This is a genomic window from Streptomyces sp. NPDC048297 (assembly GCF_043201585.1).
Classification (GTDB): domain Bacteria; phylum Actinomycetota; class Actinomycetes; order Streptomycetales; family Streptomycetaceae; genus Streptomyces.
In genome coordinates this window covers 48,126-71,538 of sequence record NZ_JBICZA010000001.1, presented here as the reverse complement: position 1 = coordinate 71,538, position 23,413 = coordinate 48,126, and the positions used below count along the sequence as shown (strand labels likewise).

19 protein-coding genes and 1 pseudogene are annotated in these 23,413 nt (G+C 72.1%); 9 read left to right on the top strand and 11 right to left on the bottom strand.

The genetic code is table 11. The features are described from left to right. Nucleotides 1–105 precede the first annotated feature (105 nt). Together ACGFYV_RS00285 and ACGFYV_RS00280 are read left to right on the top strand one after the other, a co-directional pair. Nucleotides 106–1,371, top strand: coding sequence for an exo-beta-N-acetylmuramidase NamZ domain-containing protein (locus ACGFYV_RS00285; RefSeq protein WP_393876070.1), 1,266 nt, complete (start codon nt 106–108; stop codon nt 1,369–1,371). A gap of 81 nt (nt 1,372–1,452) precedes the next feature. After that, nucleotides 1,453–2,793, top strand: coding sequence for a serine-threonine protein kinase (locus ACGFYV_RS00280; protein WP_393876069.1), 1,341 nt, complete (start codon nt 1,453–1,455; stop codon nt 2,791–2,793). A gap of 17 nt (nt 2,794–2,810) precedes the next feature. On the opposite strand, the gene ACGFYV_RS00275 is transcribed toward ACGFYV_RS00280, so the two are convergent. Further along, entirely contained in the window at nt 2,811–5,600 is a 2,790-nt protein-coding gene (locus ACGFYV_RS00275) for a penicillin acylase family protein (protein ID WP_393876068.1), read from the bottom strand. Nucleotides 5,601–5,992: 392 nt separating this feature from the next. Between ACGFYV_RS00275 and ACGFYV_RS00270 the strand changes: the two genes are divergently transcribed. The 3 genes and pseudogenes from ACGFYV_RS00270 (at nt 5,993) to ACGFYV_RS00260 (ending at nt 8,111) form a co-directional block, all read left to right on the top strand. After that, the gene (locus tag ACGFYV_RS00270) at nt 5,993–6,595 is read left to right on the top strand and encodes a hypothetical protein (RefSeq protein WP_393876067.1); all 603 of its coding nucleotides are present in this window, start codon (nt 5,993–5,995) and stop codon (nt 6,593–6,595) included. 53 nt (nt 6,596–6,648) lie between these two features. Beyond that, a pseudogene (locus ACGFYV_RS00265) lies at nt 6,649–6,906 on the top strand (3-keto-5-aminohexanoate cleavage protein); the annotation flags it as partial. 137 nt (nt 6,907–7,043) lie between these two features. After that, a complete protein-coding gene (locus ACGFYV_RS00260; RefSeq protein ID WP_393876066.1) occupies nt 7,044–8,111 on the top strand; it encodes an RNA ligase (ATP) in 1,068 nt (355 codons plus the stop codon). A 300-nt stretch (nt 8,112–8,411) separates the two neighbouring features. On the opposite strand, the gene soxR is transcribed toward ACGFYV_RS00260, so the two are convergent. After that, a complete protein-coding gene (gene soxR, locus ACGFYV_RS00255) occupies nt 8,412–8,870 on the bottom strand; it encodes a redox-sensitive transcriptional activator SoxR (protein WP_393876065.1) in 459 nt (152 codons plus the stop codon). A gap of 105 nt (nt 8,871–8,975) precedes the next feature. Here soxR and ACGFYV_RS00250 point away from each other — a divergent pair, with 105 nt between their 5' ends. Beyond that, the gene (locus ACGFYV_RS00250) at nt 8,976–9,437 is read left to right on the top strand and encodes a MaoC family dehydratase (protein ID WP_393876064.1); all 462 of its coding nucleotides are present in this window, start codon (nt 8,976–8,978) and stop codon (nt 9,435–9,437) included. Nucleotides 9,438–9,476: 39 nt separating this feature from the next. Here ACGFYV_RS00250 and ACGFYV_RS00245 read toward each other — a convergent pair whose 3' ends face one another. From ACGFYV_RS00245 to ACGFYV_RS00235, 3 genes are all read right to left on the bottom strand, one after another. Further along, complete coding sequence (locus tag ACGFYV_RS00245) at nt 9,477–10,118, bottom strand: TetR/AcrR family transcriptional regulator (protein ID WP_393876063.1); 642 nt, start codon at nt 10,116–10,118, stop codon at nt 9,477–9,479. Nucleotides 10,119–10,178: 60 nt separating this feature from the next. Continuing rightward, the gene (locus tag ACGFYV_RS00240; RefSeq protein ID WP_393876062.1) at nt 10,179–10,487 is read right to left on the bottom strand and encodes a YiaA/YiaB family inner membrane protein; all 309 of its coding nucleotides are present in this window, start codon (nt 10,485–10,487) and stop codon (nt 10,179–10,181) included. Between the two features lie 106 nt (nt 10,488–10,593). Further along, complete coding sequence (locus tag ACGFYV_RS00235; protein ID WP_393876374.1) at nt 10,594–11,748, bottom strand: acyl-CoA dehydrogenase family protein; 1,155 nt, start codon at nt 11,746–11,748, stop codon at nt 10,594–10,596. Nucleotides 11,749–11,866: 118 nt separating this feature from the next. Here ACGFYV_RS00235 and ACGFYV_RS00230 point away from each other — a divergent pair, with 118 nt between their 5' ends. The 3 genes from ACGFYV_RS00230 (at nt 11,867) to ACGFYV_RS00220 (ending at nt 14,604) form a co-directional block, all read left to right on the top strand. Beyond that, a complete protein-coding gene (locus tag ACGFYV_RS00230; protein WP_393876061.1) occupies nt 11,867–12,517 on the top strand; it encodes a TetR/AcrR family transcriptional regulator in 651 nt (216 codons plus the stop codon). A 208-nt stretch (nt 12,518–12,725) separates the two neighbouring features. After that, nucleotides 12,726–13,436, top strand: coding sequence for an ArsR/SmtB family transcription factor (locus tag ACGFYV_RS00225; RefSeq protein ID WP_393876060.1), 711 nt, complete (start codon nt 12,726–12,728; stop codon nt 13,434–13,436). A gap of 187 nt (nt 13,437–13,623) precedes the next feature. Continuing rightward, a complete protein-coding gene (locus tag ACGFYV_RS00220; RefSeq protein WP_393876059.1) occupies nt 13,624–14,604 on the top strand; it encodes a DMT family transporter in 981 nt (326 codons plus the stop codon). A gap of 139 nt (nt 14,605–14,743) precedes the next feature. Here ACGFYV_RS00220 and ACGFYV_RS00215 read toward each other — a convergent pair whose 3' ends face one another. The 6 genes from ACGFYV_RS00215 to ACGFYV_RS00190 form a co-directional block, all read right to left on the bottom strand. Continuing rightward, a complete protein-coding gene (locus ACGFYV_RS00215) occupies nt 14,744–15,826 on the bottom strand; it encodes a Zn-dependent alcohol dehydrogenase (protein WP_393876058.1) in 1,083 nt (360 codons plus the stop codon). Between the two features lie 15 nt (nt 15,827–15,841). Then, complete coding sequence (locus ACGFYV_RS00210; RefSeq protein ID WP_393876057.1) at nt 15,842–17,230, bottom strand: aldehyde dehydrogenase family protein; 1,389 nt, start codon at nt 17,228–17,230, stop codon at nt 15,842–15,844. 99 nt (nt 17,231–17,329) lie between these two features. Beyond that, complete coding sequence (locus ACGFYV_RS00205; protein ID WP_393876056.1) at nt 17,330–17,827, bottom strand: DUF3574 domain-containing protein; 498 nt, start codon at nt 17,825–17,827, stop codon at nt 17,330–17,332. A gap of 219 nt (nt 17,828–18,046) precedes the next feature. Further along, nucleotides 18,047–19,285 carry an MFS transporter gene (locus ACGFYV_RS00200; RefSeq protein WP_393876055.1) on the bottom strand — a complete coding sequence of 413 codons (1,239 nt, stop codon included), beginning with the start codon at nt 19,283–19,285 and terminating at the stop codon, nt 18,047–18,049. A gap of 20 nt (nt 19,286–19,305) precedes the next feature. Next, complete coding sequence (locus ACGFYV_RS00195) at nt 19,306–20,805, bottom strand: CitMHS family transporter (RefSeq protein ID WP_393876054.1); 1,500 nt, start codon at nt 20,803–20,805, stop codon at nt 19,306–19,308. A 123-nt stretch (nt 20,806–20,928) separates the two neighbouring features. Beyond that, a complete protein-coding gene (locus tag ACGFYV_RS00190) occupies nt 20,929–23,202 on the bottom strand; it encodes a molybdopterin oxidoreductase family protein (protein WP_393876053.1) in 2,274 nt (757 codons plus the stop codon). Nucleotides 23,203–23,413: the final 211 nt, after the last annotated feature.

Below are 23,413 nucleotides of genomic sequence, written 5' to 3'. Positions count from 1 at the left end.
CGCACCAAACCTAAGGGACGCGGGGCGGTGCCGATCCGGGGCGCCGTCGCGCGGGCACGACCACCCGTACCCGGCCCGCACCAGCCCCATCCACGGAGGTCACACATGCATCTGTCCAGGCGGAGCCTCATCGCGTCGGCCACGCTGGCCGTCCCCGCCGTTCCCGCGGTCCTCGCGTCACCGGCCGGCGACCGGTCCGGCGGGAGTGCCGAGCGGCCCCGCGAGAGCCTGCGGACCGGTTTCGAGCGCCTCTCCGCCGACGGCTACACGCTCCTGTCCGGACAGAAGGTCGGCGTCGTCACCAACCCCACGGGCATCACGCGGGACGCCCGGCACATCGTCGACGTCATGCACGCCGACTCCCGCGTGCACCTCACCGCCGTCTTCGGGCCCGAGCACGGTTTCCGGGGCACCGCGCAGGCCGGCGGCTCCGAGGGCCGCTACGACGACCCGGCGACCGGCCTGCCGGTCTACGACACGTACCTGAAGAGCGGCCGGGAGCTGGCCGACATCTTCACGGCCTCCGGCGTCGACACGGTCGTCTTCGACATCCAGGACGTCGGCGCCCGCTTCTACACGTACATCTGGACGCTCTACGACTGCATGGAGGCGGCCCGGCTCGCGGGCCGGAAGTTCGTCGTCCTCGACCGTCCGAACCCGGTCACCGGCCGGTCCGCCGAAGGGCCGGTGCTGCACAAGGAGTTCGCCACGTTCGTCGGCCGGCAGCCGATCGCGCAGGCGCACGGGATGACGGTCGCCGAGCTGGCCCGGCTGTTCAACGGCGAGTTCCTCGACGCCCCCGTACCGCTGGAGACCGTCCTGATGACGGGCTGGAAGCGCGACCGGTTCTACGACGACTCCGGCCTGCCCTGGGTGCCGCCGAGTCCCAACATGCCAACGCCGGACACCGCGTTGGTGTACTCCGGCACCTGTATGTTCGAGGGCACGAACCTGTCCGAGGGCCGGGGCAGCACCCACCCCTTCGAACTCCTCGGCGCCGACGGCATCGACGGACGCTGGGCTGCCGCGGCCAACGAACTCGCCCTGCCCGGCGTGCGGTTCAGGGAGGCGTACTTCGCGCCGACCTTCTCCAAGTTCCAGGGCAAGACCGTCGGCGGTGTCCAGGTCCACGTGCTCGACCGGGCCGCCTTCGACCCCGTACGCACCGGGATCGCCCTGCTCGTGACCGCCAAGAAGGCGTGGGACGGCTTCGCCTGGCGGTCGGACGACTGGATCGACAAGCTGACCGGCTCCGCACAGGTGCGGACGATGATCGACGCGGGCGCCGGCACCGACGAGGTGACCGGGGCCTGGCAGGGCGAACTGGCGGCTTTCCAGCGGGTTCGAAAGGAATATCTCCTCTACAAGTAGCCGCGTCGTATGGCCAACCTCGCCTCGCCGCAGGACGATGCGTCCGTATCGCACCGTTTCGGCGGAACGAGGGAGCCTGTCATGGCGGATGCCGGGATGAGCGTCACTCCCTACTGGGAGCTGACCTTCGACGCGGACGGGGACGTGGACCGCCCCGAACGCGACCAGTTGCTGGCGCAGGTCACGGACCGGGGTGTCCGTGACCTGATCGTCTTCGCGCACGGCTGGAACAACGACCGTACGGGCGCCACCGCGCTGTACCGCGGCTTCTTCGCACCGATCCCCCGGCTCGCACCGACGGCACGCATCGGCTATGTGGGGGTGATCTGGCCGTCGATGCGGTTCTGCGACGAGCCGATCCCTGACTTCCCGCGGTCCGTGGCGGCCACCGGGATGGGAGCGGACACAGATGCGGCGGAGGCAGGGGCGGACGCGGGGGCGGCGCCGCGTCCGGCGCTGGACAAGGACACGCGGCGCGCACTGCTGGAGGCGTTCCCCGGCCGGGCCACCGTGCTGGACCGGCTGGCGCAGCTCCTGGACGAACAGCCGTGCGGGGAGGAGGGGTTGGCGGAGTTCGGGCGGCTGGTACGGCTCCTGGTCGAGACGCCACCGGCGCCCGCAGCGAACGACACCTCCCAAGGGGGCGAGCCCGTCGCGTTCCACGGGGACCCGACGGCCGTCTGCGAGGAGTTCACCGAGGCCATGGCCGGTCTGAACTCACCCGCTTCTCCAGCCCAGTTCGGGATTCCGAACCCATGGGAGGGCGCGAAGGAACTGCTGCGGCAGGCGACGTACTACACCATGAAACGGCGGGCCGGGACGGTCGGCGAGCACGGACTCGGGCCGCTGCTCGGGCAGTTGGCCCACGCGGCCCCGGACGTGCGGGTGCATCTGGTCGGGCACAGCTTCGGCGGGCGGCTGGTGGCGTTCGCGCTGCGCGGACTGCCCGGCGGGGTGCGCGCGGTGAAGTCCGTGACCCTGCTCCAAGGAGCCTTCTCGCACTACGCGTTCGCCGAGCGGCTCCCGCACGACGGGGACGAGACGGGCGCCCTGCACGGGCGGCAGGGCCGGATCGACGGGCCGCTGGTGTGCTGCCACTCCCGCTTCGACGCGGCGCTCGGCACCTTCTACCCCCTGGCCTCACGGACGGCGGGCGACGACCGGTCGCTCAGTGGGAGCACCGTCGGCGACCTGCTGGGGGCCCGGTGGGGCGCGATGGGCCACGACGGGGTGCAGGCGGTCCCCGGCACCGCCGCGATGGATCTCGCGACGGCGCTGCGGGGACCGCTGCCCGCCTCGGGGTGCGTGAACGTGGACGTGGCGTCCGTCGTCCGGCGCGGAGGCCCGCCGGCCGGGGCGCACAGCGACATCGTGCACCCCGAACTGGCACGGGTGGTCCTGGCGGCGGGCCGCATCACCTGACCCGCCGCCCGTGGGTGTCACCGGTGCGCGGTGTACTCCACGACCTGCTGGTAGGTCGGCCTGTTCTGCCAGCCGATCTTGCCGTGCTTGATGCCGCCCAAGGTGCGCTGGACGATGGAGTCGGCGCACCACTGGTCGCCGGCCGAGCATTGGTCGTCGCCCGGGTAGACCTGGGCTGCGGTCAGGCCCGCGGCCTGCTTCAGGGTGCTGATCAGGGTGTCCCGGCAGGAGCCGAGGCTGCCGCCGCCGCAGTACTTCCGCGCCAGGCCGCCCTGCACGGGCTCCCCGAGCACCGCCCGGATGTCCTTGTCGACATAGCTCCACCAGCCGTACTGGAAGGAGCTTCCGGCGTGCGAGCCGGTCGGGCCGTGACCGGCCGACGGCGCTTCGTCCACGGGCAGGTTGGCGGTGAACGCGTTGTACAGGTCGCTGCCGAGGCCGGGCTCGAACTCCGCCTTGACCAGCAGCGGCCACCAGGCGTCGAGGACGCGGATCGCGTCGGCGTCGGCGTACGCCTTCGAACCGGCGGACGTCTCGGTGCGCCGGGCGCCCGCGCTCACCCATGCCTGGAGCTTGTTCACCGCGGCGGCGGCCGTGGTGTCCGTCACCGGCGAGGAGTTGATCACCTTGAGCAGTTCGGGCAGCACGTCCTCGGCGCGCAGGTCGGTCAGGCCCGCCTGCGCCATGGCCTGCACCAGCTGGGTGCGGGTCACCCCGCCGGCCGCGACGAGCTTGCTCACCCGGTCGTCCAGCAGGTCGCCGCGGTGCACGGAACCGTCGCCCCAGGACGCGGTCGTGTAGTCCTTGGCCTGCTTGTTGTTCCAGGAGATGTAGTAGTCCTGGTCGAGGGAGTTGGGGTGGGCGGAGGCCGGGGTGTAGGCGGCCGTGTTGGTGGCCGGGTCCCAGTTCCTCCACTCGTACGCCGGCTGCGCCCACACCGGGAACTCGGCGTCGACGCCGGCGGCCCGCACCGGGTTGTCACCGCTGTTGTAGTACGCGGTGTGCTGGGAGTCGGCGTAGAACCAGTTGAAGGTGTAGTTGATGTGCTGGGCCGCGCTCTGGAAGTCCTGCGGACCCTTGACGTAGTCCGGGTCGTTCAGCATCTGGAAGCCGATGACCGAGTCGACCTCGTGCAGATAGGAGGAGCGCAGGGTGGTGTAGGCGACCTTCTTGCCGCCGACGGTCGCGCGGTACTCCACCGGCCCGTACACGGTGCGCCACGCCCGCATGGTGTACGACCCCGCGGCGGTGCCGTCGGCCGTGGTCGGCGTCCAGGAGTTCTTCTGCTCGACCTTGTCCATGGCCGTGCAGGTGCCGTGGTACAGGTAGTGGTAGTCGTCCTGGCACAGTTCGACGGCGTAGGTGTCGATGATGTCCTGGCCGGATGTCGTCGCGCTCCACGAGTAGTCCTGGCCGCGGCCGAGTTCGACGTACATGCTCAGACCCGCGAAGGAGGCGCCGCGGGCGCTGATGCCGGGGCCCTGGATCTCCTGGAGCAGGAGCAGCTGAGGGGCGAAGTAGCCGGTCTGCGGTCCGAAGACGGCGACGGGGTGGCCGCTTGCCGTGTACTTGCCGCTGACCACGAGGGCGTTGGACATTCCGCGCCTCGCGGAGGTGAGGGCGGTCTTCGAGGCCGAGGTGGAGGACGTCTTCGCGCTCGCGGTGGCCGCGCTGCCGGTGCGGTCGTAGACGAGCGGTTCCTCGGTCACCGAGCCGGGGTCGGGCAGGGCCTCGCCCTGTGCGGTGGCGGGTTTGGCGGCGTACGGGAAGCTCTGGCCGTCATGGACGGTGAGGGCGGCCTCGGGGTCGTTGCGCTCGCGGAAGGACTCCCAGACCCTGGTGCCCTCCTCGACGCCGTACGCGGACTGGGCGGCGATCAGGGAGAGCGCGTTGTTGACCTCGCCGCCGCCTCCGGAGCCGAACAGGGAGCCGATGACGGAGGCCAGCGCCACCAGGTCGGTGACCTTGAAGTGAGCGATGGTGCCGGCGTTGGTGATCGGGTCCTTGTGACCGGTGAGGTCGTACTCGCCGGGGAAGTAGCGGCCGCTGTCGGAGGCGTCGATGTAGGAGTTGATGCCGTCGAGGTAGGCGCCGACGTCCGCGAGGGCCTGCTGGCCGCGGGCGCCGTTGTTCGCGATGGCGCGGTCGATCTGCGCCTGGAGGTCGGCCTCGGTGTAGGGCGCGTTGCGGTAGAACTGCTGCTCCAGGCCCTGGTTGGCCGGCGCGCCGCCCGCGAAGGAGGTCAGCTGGCCGCGGCCCACGTGCCGGAAGACGTCCATCAGCCACAGCCGGTCCTCGGCCGCCGCGTACCCGGCGCCGAACTCGGTGCCGTAGCGGGTGGTGCCCGTGATGTGCGGCACACCGGTCTTCTTGTCCCGGACGATCGTCACGTCACCGCGGCCGGCCGGCTTCTCCGTGGAGGCGACCTGGTCGGAAGGGACGCCGAACGAGGCGTCGTCGAAAAAGTTGTTGATCTTCGTGTCGGTAAGGCCCGTGTACCCGCTCGCGAGGTCGGCGTACGGGCCGAGCTGGTCCTCGGCGTGGGAGGGCTGGGTGCCGAACGCCTGGTTGAGCAGGATCTCCGCCAGGGTCGCGTTGCCGTTCTGGCCGGGCGGCAGGATGTCGGAACACCGGCCGCCGCAGTAGTCGTTCGAGGCCGTGACGCCGGGCGCGGCCACGGCCTGGGTGAGCGGGGAGAGAAGTCCGGCGACCAGAACACAGACAGATGCTGTCTTCAGGAACCCGGAGAGCTTGCGGGGAGTTCTCAGTTTGTCGAACAACACGTTGCGTGGGGTGCGCCGTGTCATGGGGCAGCTCCTCCCGACGGGGTGGGCCGGACGTTACCGCCGGTATCCCCGGGATTGAAGATGAACATGCGTCAAGTTTTGGTGTCAGCAGGGTCGGTGGCTCCGGTCAACCCGGGGCGCCTTATGGCAGGGCATCGGAAATCGGATGGAGCCGGATCGCGGGTCGGTACGTCTAGTCGATGCGGGTAGGCGGTGCGTGTGGTCGATGCGTGCAGTCGGTGCGTGCAGTCGGTGCGCCTGGCCGATGCGGCTGGTCGATGCGGCTGCTTGACGCGACTGCTTGACGATGTCGCGCGGCGCGCAGGGCGACACCGGCGTGACGAAGTGACGGAAGTGTCGAAGTGACCGAAGTGACCGAAGTGCGAACGCAGGTGTGACGGAGGTGCAGAGCGATGGCCGGATTCCGAAGTCTCGCGAGACAGGTACGCGACCCGCGGTGTGATCTGGCGCTGCGGCGCTACTCACTGCGCAAGTGCCTGGAGCGGTTCGCTCCTTATGGGCACCGGGCGACCTGGGACCATCTGTGCTCCCGGGCCGGTTTCGGTCCCGAGGACCGTTCCCCCGAGCCCGCCCGGCTCGTGGCCGCGCTGGAGGAACTGGAGGAGGCGCGGACGGTGTGGCTGGCCTACGAGGCCGGCTTCGCCGAGCGCCGCAGGAAGGAGAAGCACGACGGGCTGCGCCGGCCCGGCAGTGTGGACGACTGGCACCGGATGACGTGGGGCGGGTTCGGTGTCGCCTGGTGCGACGACCCGCGGGTCCACCCCGACGAGCCCCTCGCGGAGGTGCTGCGCCGGCTGATCGCCGCGCTGGAGCGCGCGCCGGGCTCGGCCTGCCCGGTGTGCGCGGGGCAGCGCCTGACGTGGACGTACGACCTGGACCACGAGCCGTCGTCCGGTCCGGTCTGCACGGACTGCGGCATCCTCGTGCCCCGTCCCGTGCTCACCCCCCGGGCCCTGGAGGGCGCCCGGCGCGAGCGGCTGCTGATGTCGGCCTGACCAGCCGGCCCGACAGGAGCCCGACCGGCCGACATGGGGCCTGGCCGACCGACGACCCGGACCCGGCGACGGCCGAGGCGTCCGCGCTGGCCCTGCTGGCCGAGCTGGGGGACGTCCACGGCCGGCCCGTGCTGCTGCACGGCGAGGAGGGCGGCACCTGGCCGGTGCTGAGGCTGGCCGGGCGGCTGGGGCTGGCGACCCGGACCGGACTGGAGGACACGCTGTTCCTGCCGGACGGGGAACGGGCGGCGTCCAACGCCGAGTTGGTGTCCGCGGGCCTGTCCGAGCACCGGGCCGCGCACCGGGCCGCGCACGACGACGTCACCGGCCGAGGACGCCGACGCCAGCAGTCCCTAATCCGCTCGCTCCACCCCTTTCGTGTCCGGACAGTGGGAGGCGATGAAACCCAACTGACTGACCCGGCAACCGGGCCGACGGAGGAGTCCCCATGTCGACGCTGCGCGTCACCGCCGAAGTGCTGACCGTCCACGAGCATCCGAACGCCGATGCGCTCGAACTGGCCCAGGTGGGCCTGTACCGGGCCGTCGTCGCCAAGGGCGCGTACCGCACCGGCGAGGCGGCCGTGTACATCCCCGAGCAGTCCGTACTGCCGGCCGGCCTGATCGACGAACTGGGGCTGACCGGGCGGCTGGCGGGCGGCGAGGCAAACCGGGTCAAGGCGGTACGGCTGCGCGGCGACCTGTCCCAGGGCATCGTGTGCCGCCCGAAGGCACTGGCCGACGTCGACCTCGCGCAGGCCGCCGCCGAGAGCACCGACTTCGCGGAACGGCTCGGCATCACCAAGTGGGTGCCACCGGTCCCGCCGACCATGAACGGCGAGGTGGAACCGGCGCCGGACCTCATGCCGTGGGTCGACATCGAGAACATCCAGCGCTACCCCGGCACCTTCACGCCGGGCGAACCGGTCGTCCTGACGGAGAAGCTGCACGGCACAGCCTGCCTGCTGACGTACGTCGCCGACGGGGGACGCGTGTACGTGTCGTCCAAGGGCTTCGGGGCCAAGTCCCTGGCGCTGAAGGAGGATCCGCGCAACCTCTACTGGCGAGCCGTCCGCGGACACGGCGTCGCCGAGGCCGCGGCACGCCTGTGCGAGCGGCTGGGCGCCACCCGCGTCGGCATCTTCGGCGAGGTCTACGGCGCCGGCGTCCAGGACCTGACCTACGGCGCGGACGGCCGCCGGGACACCCTCGGCTACGCCGCCTTCGACGCGTCGGCGGAACTGAACGGAACGATCCACTGGCTGGACCCGGCCGACGTCCTGGAAGGAGAACTCCCTCTGGTCCCCCGCCTGTTCACCGGACCGTACGACATCGAGCGCGTCCTGGAGTTCGCCACCGGCCGGGAGACGGTGTCCAGGCGGAACCTCCACCTCCGCGAGGGCGTCGTCATCCGCCCCACCACCGAACGCCACAGCCCCATCACCGGCACCCGCGCCATCGCCAAAGCCGTGAGCCCCGCCTACCTGACCCGCAAAGACGGAACGGAGTACGAGTAGCCCGCCCGACGGCTGCGTGGCCCCCAGCCATGCAGCCGACAGAACCCCACTCCCCAGGGGCGCGGGGAACTGCGCGACCAGCCACAACACACCCACACCCGACAACGACCCGCACCCCACCACCGAACGCCACAACCCCACAACCCCACAACGAGCAGCCACGCCACCGCCAAGACCGCGTGGCTACCGAGCCATACAGCCGACGGAACTCCAACTCCCCAGGGGCGCGGGGAACTGCGCGACCAGCCACAACACACCCACACCCGACAACGACCCGCACCTGCCCCGGCCAAAAACGACTCAGCGTCTCTCCGGCATAAGACGCGACCCCGCCCGCTTCTCCCCGACCACATCGTCGGGGTTCGACAGCACACACGTGTCCAGCGACAAGCACCCGCACCCGATGCAGTCCGTGAGGTGGTCCCGGAGCCGGTTCAGCTGGGTGATCCGCTCGTCCAGTTCGGAACGCCACGCCTGCGACAGCCGCGCCCAGTCCTCCCGGGTCGGCGTCCGCTCCTCGGGGAGTTCCGCGAGGGCCGTGCGGATCGTCGCGAGCGGGATGCCGACCCGTTGCGCCGCGCGGACGAAGGCCACGCGGCGCAACGTGTCACGGCTGTAGCGGCGCTGGTTGCCGGTGGTGCGCCGACTGCTGATCAGGCCCTTCGCCTCGTAGAAGTGCAACGCCGACACGGCGGCACCGCTACGCGCGGACAGTTGCCCGACGGTCAGCTCGTGGATCTTCTCGGGAATCTGGGGCACCCCTCCAAGCCTACCGACCCCGCACGGCCCGCCGTCCGTTGACATCGGACCCTCGGCCGACCATGCTAAGCAGTTGCTTAGACAAGCGAGCGAGAGGCCGGGAACATGGCAGAACCGAGGACCTTCACCTCCCCCGACGAGCTGAAGGCCGCCGTGGGCGAGCAACTGGGCCACACCGACTGGGTGGAGGTCGACCAGAAGCGGATCGACCTGTTCGCCGAGGCCACCGGGGACCACCAGTGGATCCACGTGGACCCGGAGAAGGCCGCGGCGGGGCCGTTCGGGACCACGATCGCCCACGGCTACCTGACGCTCTCACTGCTGCCGCTCTTCGGCCCGCAGCTCATCAGCGTCGAAGGCGTCAAGATGGGCGTCAACTACGGCACCAACAAGGTCCGCTTCCCCTCCCCCGTCCCCGTCGGCTCCCGCCTGCGCGCCACCGGGAAGATCACCGGGGTCGAGGACGTCCCGGGCGGCGTCCAGGTGACCCTCGCCTTCACGGTCGAGCGCGAGGGCGGCGACAAGCCGGTGTGCGTCGCGGAGTCGGTGTCCCGGTACTACCTCTGACTCTGAGCACGGTCCCCGAGCACCGCGCAGGCGCCCGCGCTACGAACCCGCGGGCGCCTGCTTCGCGCCCACCATCCGCAGAACCAGATCCGCGTAGAGCGCACCGACCTGCTCGGGGGTGCGCGGTCCGTTCACGTTGAACCAGCGGGCCACGTCGATGCACAGCGACAGCACGGCCAGCGTGGTGCCGTGCACGTCCGGCACGTCGAACTCGCCCGCCGCCACGCCGTCCTCGATGATGCCGCGCACCTGCGCGTCCACCTGGCGGCGCAGTTCGAGGATCTCGGCGCGGGCGTCGGGACCGAGCGCGTCCAGTTCGTACTGGACGACCCGCGCGGTGGTGCGCCGCCCGGCGTGCCAGCCGACGAAGGAGCCGACCGCGTCGGCGAGTCGCTCCGTGGCGGAGCCGTCGCCCTCGGCCGCCGTACGCAGGATGTCCAGCGCCTTGTCGTGGCCGATCCGGCTGATCCGGTGGAGCAGCTCTTCCTTGGTCTTGTAGTGGATGTAGAGCGCGGCCGGGCTCATGCCGGCGCGCCCCGCGATGTCACGGGTGGTCGTCGCGTGGTAGCCGCGCTCGGCGAAGGCCTCCACGGCGGCGACGAGCAGCCGTCGGGCCGCCTCAGGGGTGACCTCGTCCCACGGATCGACCTCGCCGCCGGTCGTCTCCTCCGCCGTACTCATCGTTCGCTCGCCCCTCTCGGTGACAGGGACACCACCATACCGCTGAAGGTGAGCGCTCGCTTAGCGCGGCTGTTCGGATCTGTGCGGCGGCTCGAAGGGATTGTGCTCGGCGAGGAGCTTGTCCAGCCGCGCCTGGTCGACCCTGCTCACGATCTCCCCGGCCTCCTGCCGGTCCCTGATGACCTTGGCCAGGGTGAAGGCGGAGGTGACGAGGTAGAGGACCGCGATGGCCAGGAAGGACCGGACCCAGGCGTTGGTGTCCAGCTGGTAGATGCCGATGGCGGTGGCCGACATGGCGACGGCGAAGGACGCGACGGCCTGCCCGTAGAACGCGCCCGTACTCTGCTGCTTGACCGGTGTCTCACTCATGGGAAAGAGCATCGTCGGACGAGGTCTTCGCCACATCCGCCGAGATACTCAGCGAGGTACTCAGAACACCGGTCCCCCTGAGTCGCCGGCCCGACCGCCCGCGCCGTCAGAACGCCGAAACCCCGGTCAGCGCCCGCCCGATCACCAGTTTCTGGATCTGGCTGGTGCCCTCGTAGAGGGTCATCACGCGGGCGTCGCGCAGGAGTTTGCCGGCCGGGTACTCGTCGATGTAGCCGTAGCCGCCGAAGACCTGGAGGGCGTTGTTGGCGGCGCGCACCGCGGCCTCGGAGGCGAACAGCTTGGCCTTGGAGGACTCCACGGCGAATGGCCTGCCCCGGTCGATCAGGTCGGCGACCCGCCAGGTCAGCAGCCGGGCGGCGTCCACGTCGAGGGCGATGTCGCTGATCAGCTCCTGCACCAGCTGGTGGTGGGCGATCGTCTTGCCGAACTGCTCGCGCTCACCGGCGTAGCGCACGGCCACGTCCAGCGCGGCCTGGGCTATCCCGACACAGCCCGCGGCGACCGACATACGGCCCTTGGCCAGGGCGGACATGGCGACGGAGAAGCCCTTGCCCTCCTCGCCGACCAGCGCCGAGGCAGGCACCCGGACGTCCTCAAGCACCAGTTCGGCGGTGGCCTGGCCGCGCAGGCCGAGCTTGCCGTGGATGGTGCGGCGGGTCAGGCCGGGCGTGTCGGCGGGGACGAGGAAGGCGGAGACGCCCTTGTGCCCGGGGGCGCCGGTCGAACGGGCGAAGAGCAGGACGACGTCGGCCCAGGTGCCGTTCGTGATGAACGTCTTGGCGCCGTTGATGACGTAGTCTCCCCCGCCGTCGCGCACGGCCCGGGTCGAGAGGTTGCCCGCGTCGGAGCCCGTGCCGGGCTCGGTGAGGCCGAAGCAGCCGACGCGGTCCCCGGCGGTCAGGCCAGGCAGCCAGCGCCGCTTCTGCTCCTCGCTCCCCCAGGCGGCGATCGACTTGGCGACCAGTCCGAGGGAGACGGAGACGATGCCGCGGACCGAGGAGTCGCCGCGCCCCAGCTCCTCGGTGACCAGGCAGTACGCGAGGTGGTCGCCGCCCGAGCCGCCGTACTCCTCGTCGACGGTCAGCCCGAGGAAGCCGACCTCGCCGAGCTTCTTCACGATGCCCCGGTCGACCTCCTCGGCGCGGTCCCAGGCGATCACGTGCGGCGCGATCTCCCGCTCCACGAAGTCCCGGGCGAGCTGCCGCACGGCGGCCTGCTCCTCGCTCAGCTCCAGGTTCACCATGCGATCACCCCATACCGACCGTGAAAGACACCGGCGAAAGACACCGACAGACCTTGAAAGCCGTACATTTAAATTAGCACTGCTAGTTTTCAGCTACGGCTCTACTATGAGCGCCATGGCCCGACCGCGCAAGCCTCTCCTCAGCACCGACCGGATCGTCGAGACGGCCCGGGAACTCGTGGACGCCGAGGGCCTGGCCGCCGTCTCCACCCGGCGGCTCGCCGCCGAGCTGGGGGTGAGCGGGCCTTCGCTCTACAACCACTTCCGCACCAAGGACGAGATCCTCGAAGTGGTCGCGGACTCGGTGAGCGCCCTGGTCGACCTGTCGATGTTCGAGGACGGCCGGGACTGGCGGACCGCGCTGCACGACTGGGCGGTCTCCTACCGGGCCGCACTGCGCGACCACCCGAACATCGTCCCGGTCCTGGCGCGCGGACCCGGCCGCCGTCCGGCCGCCCTGCGGCTGGCCGACGCGGTGTACGGCGCGATGGTCGACGCGGGCTGGCCGCCCGCGCAGGCGACCTCCATCGGCGCGCTGATGCGGTACTTCATCATGGGCTCCGCGCTCGGCTCGTTCGCCGGCGGCTTCGTGGACGACGCGAACGCCTACGACCCTTCCGACTACCCTCACCTCGGCCAGGCCCATCTGCTCGCCGAGCGGCAGGACAAGATCGACGAGCGGGCCTTCGAGGCGGGGCTCTCCGCGCTGCTGGACGGGCTGGAGCTGCAGTACGCGCGGGTCCGCGAGGGCGCGCAGCAGCAGTAGTCGAAGGCGTGCGGCGCCAGTTGAAGGCGTGCGGTGTCGAAGGCGTGCGGCGCCAGTCGAAGGCGTGCGGTGTCGAAGGCGTGCGGCGCCAGTCGAAGGCGTGCGGTGTCGAAGGCGTGCGGCGCCAGTCGAAGGCGTGCAGCGGTAGTCGCAGGCGTGCGGCAACAGTTCGGCGCCGGCCGAACGGTCCGTGACGCATGCTGAGGTCATGACCGCAAAGGACTCCCGGTCCCCCGGCCTCGCCGCGCTCGCCTCCCTCGTCGCCGACGAGACCCGGGCCGCATGCCTGCTCGCCCTGCTCGACGGGCGCGCCTGGACCGCCGGTGAGCTGGCCCGACGTGCCGGGGTGGCCCCGTCCACGCTGAGCGAGCATCTGGGCAAGCTGGTCGCGGGCGGGCTGCTCACCGAGGAGCGGCAGGGCCGGCACCGGTACGTCCGGCTGGCCGACGCGCGCGTGGCTCAGCTGGTCGAGGACCTGGCCGCGCAGGTGCCGGCCGGCTCCGGCGTACGGCCGCGCACCCTGCGGGAGGCGAGCGCGGGCTCCGCGATGGCCCGCGGTCGTACCTGCTACGACCATCTCGCCGGACGGCTCGGCATCGCGGTCACCGACGCGCTGACCGAGCGGGGGCTGCTGCGGCAGGACACCGGGTTCGCGCTGACGGATGCCGGAGTGGAGTGGTTCGGCCGTCAGGGGATCACCCTCGACCGCAAGGGGCGCCGCCCGCTCGCCCGCGCCTGCCTCGACTGGACCGAGCGGAGGCCCCACCTGGCGGGCGTGGCGGGGGCCGCGCTGTGCCGGCACGCCCTGGACACGGGGTGGTGCGCCCGGATCGGAACCGAGCGTGCGGTGCGGGTGACTCCGTCGGGGCGGCGGGCGCTGTGGGAGTCGCTGGGGATCGAGGCGGGGGCGTTGGGGTGAGCGTGGGGAAGTCACCGCTCCGCCGCCCGCGAAGGGACCGCAGCACGGCCCGGCCGCGGCACCGCCCCGTCGCAGTACCGCCCGGCCCCGGTACCGCCCGGTCGCGGCCCGGCCGCACCCTCGTCACCCCGTCGCCATGTCCGGATTCCGCCGGTCGATGTCCGTCTTCGTACCTAGCCTCAGGAGCATGATGAACACCGCCTCACGTCAGCAGGTGCTGCCCGTCGCCGCCGCTGTCGTCTCCGTCGTGTTGTGGGCCTCCGCGTTCGTGGCGATACGCAGTGCGGGGGACGCCTATTCGCCGGGGGCGCTGGCGCTCGGCCGGTTGTTGTCGGGGGCCCTCGCGCTGGGGGCCATCTGTGTCGTACGGCGGGTGGGGTGGCCGCCCCGGTCGGCGTGGCGGGGGATCGTGCTGTCGGGGGTGTTGTGGTTCGGGTTCTACATGGTGGTGCTGAACTGGGGAGAGCGGGAGGTGGACGCGGGCACCGCGGCTCTCGTGGTGAATGTCGGACCGCTGCTGATCGCTCTGCTCGGGGCGCGGCTGCTCGGTGACCCGATGCCACCCCGGTTGCTGGCGGGGATGGCCGTGTCGTTCGCGGGTGCGGTGACGGTGGGGGTGTCGATGTCCGCCGGGGGCGGCGGGGCCTCGCTGCTGGGGGTGGTGCTGTGTCTGCTCGCGGCGGTGGCGTACGCCGGCGGGGTCGTGGCGCAGAAGCCCGCGCTGGGCGAGGCGAGCGCCCTTCAGGTGACGGCGTTCGGGTGTGCCGTGGGCGCCGTGGTCTGCCTGCCGTTCGCCGGGCAGTTGGTGAGCGAGGCGGCCCGCGCGCCCGCGTCGGCGACCCTCGACATGGTGTACCTGGGTGTCTTCCCGACCGCACTCGCCTTCACCACGTGGGCCTATGCGCTGGCGCGCACGACCGCGAGCCGGATGGGGGCGACGACGTACGCCGTGCCCGCGCTGGTGGTGCTGATGTCGTGGCTGGTGCTCGGCGAGGTGCCGGGGCTGCTGACGCTGGCGGGCGGTGCGCTGTGTCTGGCGGGCGTGGCCGTGTCGCGGTCCCGGGCCCGGCGGCGGACGCGCACGGTGCGGACGGCGCGGACCGCGGTGGCGAAGGTCGCCGCGCCGCCTCGGTCCGAGGGAGCGTCGGAGGCGGGATCGGCGCGGTGAACGCGCCCTGCCCGCAAGGACCTTGGTGAACGCGCCCTGTCCGCAAGGACCTTTACGGGGCGGGGCGGGGGGCACACCGGGAGCCCCGGCCGCGCGAAGGCGCCGGGGGCGGCGTGTACCGGGCGGGCTGGGGGGGGTGCTAGAAGACCACCAGCGCCCTCCCGCCCTTGCCCGCGAGCATGTTGTCGAAGGCGGACGGGATGTCCTTCAGGGTGATGTGGTCGGTGACGAGGGAGGTGAGGTTCAGGCGGCCCTGGCGGACGTGGTCGGCGAGGACCGGGATGTCGCGGGCCGGGTCGGTGTTGCCGTAGACGCAGCCGGAGAGGGTGCGGCCCCAGTGGAAGATCTCCAGGGCGTTGAAGGTGACCTGCTGGTCCTTGCCGCCGATGCCGACGACGGTCGTACGGCCGCCCCGGCGGGTGGAGTCCCAGGCGGCGCGGATGGTGACCGCGCGCCCGACGCACTCCACGGAGACGTCGACGCCCTGCTTGCCGGTGAGGGCGCGGATCTCGCGCGCGGTGTCCTCGGAGGCGACGACGTAGTCGGTGGCGCCGGCGGCGCGGGCCAGTTCCTCCTTCTGCGGGGAGACGTCGACGGCGATGACGCGGGACGCGCCCGCGATACGGGCCGACTGCAGGGTGGCCAGGCCGACTCCGCCGACGCCGAACACCGCGACCGTCTCACCGGCCCTGACCCGCGCCGAGTGGTGGACGGCGCCGTAGCCGGTGAGGACGGCGCAGCCGAGCAGGGCGGCGTCCACCAGCGGCACCCCGTCGGGCAGCGGCAGGACGCAGGAGGCGGAGACCACGGTCTCCTCGGCGAACGCGGCGACGTTCAGGCCGGGATGCAGCTCGGTGCCGTCAGTCGTGCGGGCGTAGACGGAGGCGGCGCCGTTGAGGGCGTTGGCGCACAGCCAGACCTCGCCGAGCGTGCAGGCGTGGCACGTCCCGCAGGAGGGTGCCCAGTTGAGGACGACGGGCACGCCGGGCGCGACGTGCGTGACGCCCTCCCCGACGGCGACGACCGTGCCCGCGCCCTCGTGCCCGAGGACCGCCGGGACCGGCACCCGCATGGTGCCGTTGGACAGGGACAGGTCGGAGTGGCAGACCCCGGCGGCGGCGAGGCGGACCCGGACCTGCCCGGGGCCGGGGTCCGGCAGCTCGATGTCGGTGATCTCCAACTGCGCGCCGACGGCGGGCAGGACGGCGGCTCGTACGGCCATGGCTCGCGGACTTCCTTAGAACTGGAGGGACTTGGTCTGGAGGTACTCGGCGAGTCCGTGGGTGCCGAGTTCCCGGCCGACCCCGGACTGCTTGTAACCGCCGAAGGGCGCGAGGGGGTTGAACCGGCCGCCGTTGATGTCGACCTGGCCGGTGTCCATGCGGCGGGCGAAGGCGACCGCCTCGGCGTCGTCGCCGGCCCAGACGGCGCCGCCGAGGCCGTACACCGTGCCGTTGGCGATGCGCAGGGCGTCGTCCTCGTCGTCGTAGGGGAGGACGGCGAGGACCGGGCCGAAGATCTCCTCCTGCGCGATCGTCATCTCGGGCGTCACGTCGGCGAAGACGGTCGGGCTAACGAAGTAGCCCCGCTCCTGGGGGGATTCGGGGCCGCCGGTGACCAGGCGGGCGCCTTCGGCGATGCCCTTCTCGATGTAACCGCGCACCCTGGCCTGCTGCTTGGCGCTCACGACCGGGCCGATGCGGTCGCCGTACTTGGCGGCCGCGTCGGCGGCCAGCTCGACGGCCTCGTCGTACCGGTCGCGGTGGACCAGCATGCGGGTCAAGGCGCTGCACGTCTGACCGGAGTTGGACATCACGTTGGCCACGCCGACGCCCACGGCCTTGGCGAGGTCGGCGCTCGGCAGGATGACGTTGGCGGACTTGCCGCCGAGTTCGAGGGCGACGCGCTTGACGGCCGCGCCCGCCACGGCGCCGATCTGCCGGCCGACCGCCGTGGAGCCGGTGAAGGAGACGAGGTCGACGCCCGGGTGCTCGGCGAGAGCCTGTCCGGCGACCGGGCCCCGGCCGGTGACCAGGTTGAACACACCGGCCGGCACGCCCGCCTCGTGGACCGCCTCGGCGAAGAGCTGGGCGGTGAGCGGGGTGTCCTCGGCGGGCTTGAGGACGACCGTGCAGCCCGCGGCGAGCGCGGGGGCGACCTTGGCGACGATCTGGTGGAGCGGGTAGTTCCAGGGGGTGATCGCACCGACGACGCCGACGGGCTCCTGCAGCACGGTGGAGTTGCCGACCTTCTCCTCGAAGGAGTGGGTCGCGGCCAGTTCGGCGTAGGAGCCGGCGACCGCGATCGGCAGGCCCACGTGCACGGCCTGCGCGAACGGGGCGGGGGCGCCCAGTTCCGCGGTGACCGTCTCGGCGATCTCGTCCGTGCGGGCCGCCAGGACGTCCCGCAGCGCGGCCAGGCGCGCGGCCCGTTCGGCCGGGGGCGTGGCCGCCCAGGCCGGGAGCGCGGCGCGCGCGGCCCGTACGGCGGTGTCGACGTCCAGGGCGCCGCCCGCCGGGACCCGGCCGACGATCTGCTCGTCGGCCGGGTTCACGACCTCGATCACGTCCTGGCTCGCGGCCGGGCGCCAGGCGCCGTCGATGTAGAGGCCGTCGTGTGCCTTCATGGTGCTTCCTCCCGGCGGGTCAACGTCGTCCGGCTCACAAACTAGCGGCGATAGTTTTTATGCGCCATACAGAACCGGACGTCTCCGGGATACGGGATATCAGAAGTCGACCTGCGCCCTCTCGTCCACCCTGCCCACGGACTCCTGCCCGTAGGCCTTCTCATAGGCCCGCCGGATGTCCTCGATGCTCCGGTCGCTCGCGTCGGCCTGTGTCTCGGGATACAGCAGGATCAGCTCGTACGACCGCTCCTTCTCGATGGTGCCGTTCGCGTCCCGCCACTGCCCGCGCCCGCTCTGCACGGTGAGCCCGTCCGGGAAGCCGGGCGTGACCTCCTTGTCGGCGAAGGCCATGAACTGCCGGTCGGTGACGGCCGGGCCGCCGTCCGGCCGCTCGGTGCCGAAGAGGAGACGGGTCTCGATGTACGGCTTTCCGCGCAGGTGCGCGGCAAAGACGGCAGAGGAGCCGCCGGATGAGTCAGCCGAGGAGTCGGCGGAGGCGTCGGCGGAGGCGAGGCCGGCGTACGCGGTCGGAGCGGCGGCCAGCAGCAGACCGGCCGCGGTGAGGGCGGCCCGGCGTCGGGTGAAGTGCATGCTCATGCACGCATCTCTAGCGGAGCGCGTCGCGTGATGTGCGGGTACCGCGGCGACGTCACCCGTCCAGGCCCACGATCGGTGGCGCTGCCCGCACACCGGCGAGCCGGGCCCCTCCGTTCCCTTGAGGCGGCGGCGGGCCGGGACCCGCGCCACGACCACGGCCACGGTCGTGGTCGGTGGAACGCCCGGCGGCAGCCGCGCCGTTGCAGTGCCGCCTGGCGCTCAGCTTTTGGCCTGCCGGCTCAACGAGGGCCGACCCTGTCCGTCCGCCCCGGCCGTGTCCCGCCCGCTCGCCGTCCGCCCCGGCGACCGCGCCGCGACCCCCGACGACAGCAGCAACAGTGCCGCGAGCATCACGAACGGCGCGGCCACTCCGGCGACTCCGGCCACCAGACCCGCCGCGGCGGGTGCGGCGACCTGGCCGAGGCGGTTGCCGGTCAGGCGCAGGGCGAGGGCGGTGGAGCGCGCGTCCTCGGGCGCGGCCTGGACGACCGTCGTCATCGACAACGGCTGTCCCACGCCCAGGCAGAACCCGAGGACGGTGAGCATCAGGGCGAGCGTCCACACCGGCACCGGCAGGGCGACTCCCGCGCACAGCACGGCCGCCAGGAGGCGGGTCACGGTGAGCAGCACGGGCCGGCCGAGCAGGCGGAGCAGCGGGGTGAGGACGAGCCGGCAGGCGATGGTGGCGCCCGCGCGCAGACTGAGCAGCACGCCGATCACCGCCGGCGCGATGCCCCGGTGCTCGCCGACCACGGGCAGGTACGCGGTCAGGATGTCGGTGGCGGACAGCACGGACAGGCTGACGAGCATGCCCGCGGATACGCCCCGGGCGCGCAGGATGCCCGCGACCGGTACCCGGACGCCTTGCGGGGAACGGGAGTTGATCGTCGTACGGTCCTCGATGCGCCACAGTGACGTGAACGCGAGGGCGCATCCCGCACCGGCCACGACGAGGGCGAGAGCGCTGCTGCCCGCCCGGTCCGAGCCCCCGATCAGGACGCCCGCGGCGACGGGCCCGACGAGTTGGCCGAGGGAGGCGCCGATCGTGAAGTGCCCGAAGTCGCGGTCCTGTTCGTGCGGCGCGGACTGGCGGGCGACCAGGGACTGGGCGCCGATCACGAAGCAGAGGTGGCCCAGTCCCATGACCCCGCTCCACAGGGCCATCGTCCACAGGGAGTTCGCGAGTCCGCTCAGGAGGCAGCCGCCGGAGACGAGGACCACGCCCAGGGGCAGCAGGGGTGCGCAGCGGCCGTGGTCGGTGCGGCGGCCGAGCGGTACGGCCGCGAAGAGCGGGAGCAGGGCGTACACGCCCGCGATGACGCCGACCGCCCGTTCGTCGGCGCCCAGCGCGAGCGCCCGGTAGGAGACGGCGGGCCGTGCCATCGACACCGCCCCCTGCGCGAAGCCGAAGGCGAGGACGAGTCGGAGCAGCCGGCCGCGGTTCCCACCGGGCGCCATGGTTTTTCCTCCCTGGAGGGTCAGACGATGCCGAACAGGAGTCCCGCGCCCAGCACGATCAGGGAGATCAGCACGGCCCACTTGACGACGAACCTGGTGTGGTCGCCGAACTCGACCTTGGCCATGCCGACCAGGACGTAGACGGCGGGGACGAGTGGGCTGGACATGTGCAGGGGCTGGCCGACGAGGGAGGCGCGGGCGATCTCCAGCGAGGAGACGCCGTGCGCGTGGCCCGCCTCGGCGAGCACCGGCAGGATGCCGAAGTAGAAGCCGTCGTTGGACATGAAGTACGTGAGCGGGATGCTCAGGACGCCGGTGACGAGGGCCATGTGCGGGCCCATGCCGTCGGGGATGTTGCCCACCAGCCACTCGGCCATGTGGTCGACCATGCCGGTGCCCTGGAGGACTCCGGTGAAGACGGCGGCGGCGAAGACCATGCCGGAGACGTTGAGCACGTTCTCGGCGTGGGCGGCGATACAGGCCTTCTGGTCGGGCATGTGCGGGAAGTTGACGGTGAGCGCGAGCGCGGCGCCGAGCAGGAACAGCACAGGGATCGGCAGCAACTCCATGATCATCGCGGTGAGCAGGGCGACCGTGAGGAGCGCGTTGAACCAGTACAGCCTGGGGCGCAGGGTGGGGCGCTCGGGGTCGAGGCCCTGGAAGCCGTCGCCCTCGGTCCGGCCGGCGTCGAGAGGCGCGTCCGCGCCGGAACCGGAGACCGAACCAGAGCCCGAGCCGGAGCCGGAGCCCGACCCCGAGCCGGAACCGCCGGCCTTCCGCCCGCCCTTGGCACCGGCCGCCCGCGCACCCGAGCCGGCACCCACGAGCACCGTCTCCGACTCCGACTCTGTCCCCGTCCCGGCCACCGTCCCGGTCTCCGTCACCAAGGCCTCGTCCAGCGTCAGCACGCCGAGCCGCCCCCGCTCGCGGCGGCCGAGGACGTACGCGAGGGCCAGGACGCCCAGCAGGCCGACGGCCAGGGCCGGGATCATCGGGACGAAGACGTCGCCGGCGTCGACCTTGAGCGCGGTGGCGGCGCGAGCGGTCGGGCCGCCCCAGGGGAGCGTGTTCATCACGCCGTTGGCCATCGCGGCCACACCGGTCATCACGACGAGGCTCATCTTCAGGCGCTTGTACAGCGGGTACATCGCCGAGACGGTGATCATGAAGGTGGTGGAGCCGTCACCGTCGAGGGAGACGATCGCGGCGAGCAGGGCCGTACCGACGACGATGCGCAGCGGGTCGGCCTTGCAGAACCTCAGGATGCCCCGGACGATCGGGTCGAAGAGGCCGACGTCGATCATCACGCCGAAGTAGACGATGGCGAACATGAGCATCGCCGCGGTGGGGGCGAGGCTGGTGACGCCGTCGATGACGTAGTCGCCGAGCTTGGCGCCCTTGCCGACGAACACGCAGAACAGCGCGGGAATCAGTACGAGCGCCGCGATCGGCGACATCTTCTTCAGCATGATCAGGACCAGGAAGGTCGCGATCATGGCGAAGCCGAGGATGGTCAGCATGAATGGATACCTCACGTTCGCCCTTGAACATCCCGCCGGGCAGGCGGTGCGCGACGACGTTAGGTCCGTTCAAACGGCGTTAACAAGACGTTGACGCCTGAGCAATAAGCGCGAAAGTCCAGGTCAGAGCTTTGTCGAGGTCACGGACGCCAGTTTTTCGGCCACGGTGGGGACCGGTGTGACCTCGACGGGGACGCCGTTGAGGACCGCGTTGCCGGAAAGGGGGTCGAGGAGGGTGCCGTCCAGGAGCTGGTTGACGTTGACGCCGGGTTCGCCGGCGGCGTGGGCGAGCCGGACGCCGGGGCGGTCGTGGCCCCAGCCGTGCGGGAGGCTCACCACCCCCGTCCGGACGGCCTCGGTGACCTCGGCGGGCGCGGTCACCTCTCCCCCGGCGCCCTTCACGCGCACCGGCTGCCCGTCCCGGACGCCGAGGCGTGCGGCGTCCTCGGGGTGCAGCTGGAGGGTGCAGCGGTTGCTGCCGCCGGTGAGGGCGGGCACGTTGTGCATCCAGCTGTTGTTGGAGCGCAGATGGCGGCGGCCGACGAGGACGAGCCCGGCGGGCCGCTCGCGCAGCGCCTGCCGCAGCCGTGGCAGGTCGCCCGCGATGGGCGCGGGCAGCAGCTCCACCTTGCCGCTCGTGGTCTTCAGCGGCTGCGGCAGGCGCGGGCGCAGCGGGCCGAGGTCGATGCCGTGCGGGTGGGCGAGCAGCCGGGCGAGCGTCAGCCCGTCGGCGCGGGCGCCGAAGCCGTCGCCGTAGGGGCCGAGGCGCAGCATCATGTCGAGGCGCCGCTCGGGGCCGGTGTCGCCGGTGAGCCGGTCGGCCAGTTCGCGGGGGTCGCGTCCGTGGACCGGGGAGTGGGGCTCCTGGACGGCCTTGCCGAGAGTCTGGTCGATCACCATCGTGTCGACGGTGGCCGGGTCGGCGCCGTGCATGCCACCGGCGGCCAGGACCAGCCGGGCGAGGATCTCGGTCTCGGCCATGCGGCCGGGTTCGAGGGGCACGGCGGGGCGGCTGTAGCGGACCTGGTTGCGGACGGCGAGGGTGTTGAAGGCGAAGTCGTGGTGCGGACTCTGGGAGGGCGGGGGCGGAGGCAGGACGACGTCGGCGTGGCGGGAGGTCTCGTTGAGGTACGGGTCGACGCTGACCATGAAGTCCAGGGATTCCAGGGCCTTGTCGAGGCGGTCACCGTCGGGGGCGGACAGCACCGGGTTGGCGGCGATCACGACGAGCGCGCGCAGGGGCTCGCCCTCCTCGGTCGCCGTGTCGATCTCCTCGGCGAGCGCGGCGAGCGGCAACTCCCCCTTGGCTTCGGGCAGATGCCGTACCCGCGAGTGCCAGCGGCCGAGGGCGAAGCCGCGGCCGGGGCCGGCCGGGCGGGGTGTGCGGTCGGTGGCGGCCTGCGGGAAGAGGGCGCCGCCGGGCCGGTCGAGGTTGCCGGTGAGGACGTTGAGGACGTCGACCAGCCAGCTGGCCAGGGTGCCGTGCGGGACGGTGCAGCTGCCGATGCGGGCGTAGACGGCGGCGGTGGGGGCGGCGGCGAGTTCGCGGGCCAGGGTGCGGATGAGGGACGCGTCCACGTCGCAGGCCCCGGCGACGGCTTCGGGGGTGAAGTCCCGCAGTGCGTCCTGGAGTTCGGGGAGCCCGTCGACGTGCGGGGCGAGGTCCCCGAGGTCCACGAGGTCCTCGTCGAACAGCACGGTGACCATCGCGGCGAGCAGCAGCGCGTCGGTGCCGGGCCGGACGGCGAGGTGCCGGTCGGCGAGCCGGGCGGTGCGGGTGCGGCGCGGGTCCACGACGGTGAGCCTGCCGCCGCGCGCCTTCAGGGCCTTGAGCCGGCCCGGGAAGTCGGGGGCGGTGCACAGACTCCCGTTGGAGTCCAGGGGGTTGGCGCCGATCAGCAGGAGGTGGTCGGTGTGGTCGAGGTCCGGTACGGGGATGGCGTTGGCGTCGCCGAACAGGAGCCCGCTGGAGACGTGCTTGGGCATCTGGTCGACCGTGGAGGCGGTGAAGACGCTGCGGGTACGCAGGGCGCCGAGCAGGACGGTCGGGTAGAGGGCGCCGGCCACGGTGTGCACGTTGGGGTTGCCGAGGACGACGCCGAGGGCGTCGGCGCCGTACCGCTCCACGACCGGGCGCAGCCCCGCGGCGACCGCGTCGAAGGCCTCCTCCCAGGTGGCCTCGCGCAGCGCGCCGTCCTCGCGGACGAGGGGGGTGCGCAGCCGGTCGGGGTCCGCGTCGAGGGCGCCGAAGGCGGCGCCCTTGGGGCAGATGAACCCGTTGCTGAAGACGTCCTCGCGGTCGCCGCGGGCGCCGGTCACCCGGGTGCCCTCGATGGTGAGGGTCAGCCCGCACGTGGCCTCGCACAGGGGACAGATTCGCAGGGCGGTGCGGGACACGGGTCCTCCCGGGGGTCGGCGGCGGTGCCGGGCGAGCGCGAAGGGGGCTCGGCCGCGAGCATACCGACCAGTAGGCATGGAAGGGAGTCCCCGGAGGGGGCTGTGGGGGTGCGGCGGGGGTGCCGTGCGGGCGCGGCGGGGTGGTGTGGGGGGTGCGGCGGGGTGGTGTGCGGGTGCGGCGGGGGGCCGTGGGGGCGCCGGCGAGGGTGGT

Excerpts from the sequence above, each read along its gene's own strand:
- ACGFYV_RS00260 (WP_393876066.1), top strand. The coding sequence starts at position 7,044 with ATGTCGACGCTGCGCGTCACCGCCGAAGTGCTGACCGTCCACGAGCAT.
- ACGFYV_RS00225 (WP_393876060.1), top strand. The coding sequence starts at position 12,726 with ATGACCGCAAAGGACTCCCGGTCCCCCGGCCTCGCCGCGCTCGCCTCC.
- ACGFYV_RS00210 (WP_393876057.1), bottom strand. The coding sequence starts at position 17,230 with ATGAAGGCACACGACGGCCTCTACATCGACGGCGCCTGGCGCCCGGCC.
- ACGFYV_RS00285 (WP_393876070.1), top strand. The coding sequence starts at position 106 with ATGCATCTGTCCAGGCGGAGCCTCATCGCGTCGGCCACGCTGGCCGTC.
- ACGFYV_RS00205 (WP_393876056.1), bottom strand. The coding sequence starts at position 17,827 with ATGAGCATGCACTTCACCCGACGCCGGGCCGCCCTCACCGCGGCCGGT.
- ACGFYV_RS00245 (WP_393876063.1), bottom strand. The coding sequence starts at position 10,118 with ATGAGTACGGCGGAGGAGACGACCGGCGGCGAGGTCGATCCGTGGGAC.
- ACGFYV_RS00275 (WP_393876068.1), bottom strand. The coding sequence starts at position 5,600 with ATGACACGGCGCACCCCACGCAACGTGTTGTTCGACAAACTGAGAACT.
- ACGFYV_RS00215 (WP_393876058.1), bottom strand. The coding sequence starts at position 15,826 with ATGGCCGTACGAGCCGCCGTCCTGCCCGCCGTCGGCGCGCAGTTGGAG.
- ACGFYV_RS00280 (WP_393876069.1), top strand. The coding sequence starts at position 1,453 with ATGGCGGATGCCGGGATGAGCGTCACTCCCTACTGGGAGCTGACCTTC.
- ACGFYV_RS00230 (WP_393876061.1), top strand. The coding sequence starts at position 11,867 with ATGGCCCGACCGCGCAAGCCTCTCCTCAGCACCGACCGGATCGTCGAG.
- ACGFYV_RS00270 (WP_393876067.1), top strand. The coding sequence starts at position 5,993 with ATGGCCGGATTCCGAAGTCTCGCGAGACAGGTACGCGACCCGCGGTGT.
- ACGFYV_RS00220 (WP_393876059.1), top strand. The coding sequence starts at position 13,624 with ATGATGAACACCGCCTCACGTCAGCAGGTGCTGCCCGTCGCCGCCGCT.
- ACGFYV_RS00195 (WP_393876054.1), bottom strand. The coding sequence starts at position 20,805 with ATGCTGACCATCCTCGGCTTCGCCATGATCGCGACCTTCCTGGTCCTG.
- ACGFYV_RS00200 (WP_393876055.1), bottom strand. The coding sequence starts at position 19,285 with ATGGCGCCCGGTGGGAACCGCGGCCGGCTGCTCCGACTCGTCCTCGCC.
- ACGFYV_RS00240 (WP_393876062.1), bottom strand. The coding sequence starts at position 10,487 with ATGAGTGAGACACCGGTCAAGCAGCAGAGTACGGGCGCGTTCTACGGG.
- ACGFYV_RS00250 (WP_393876064.1), top strand. The coding sequence starts at position 8,976 with ATGGCAGAACCGAGGACCTTCACCTCCCCCGACGAGCTGAAGGCCGCC.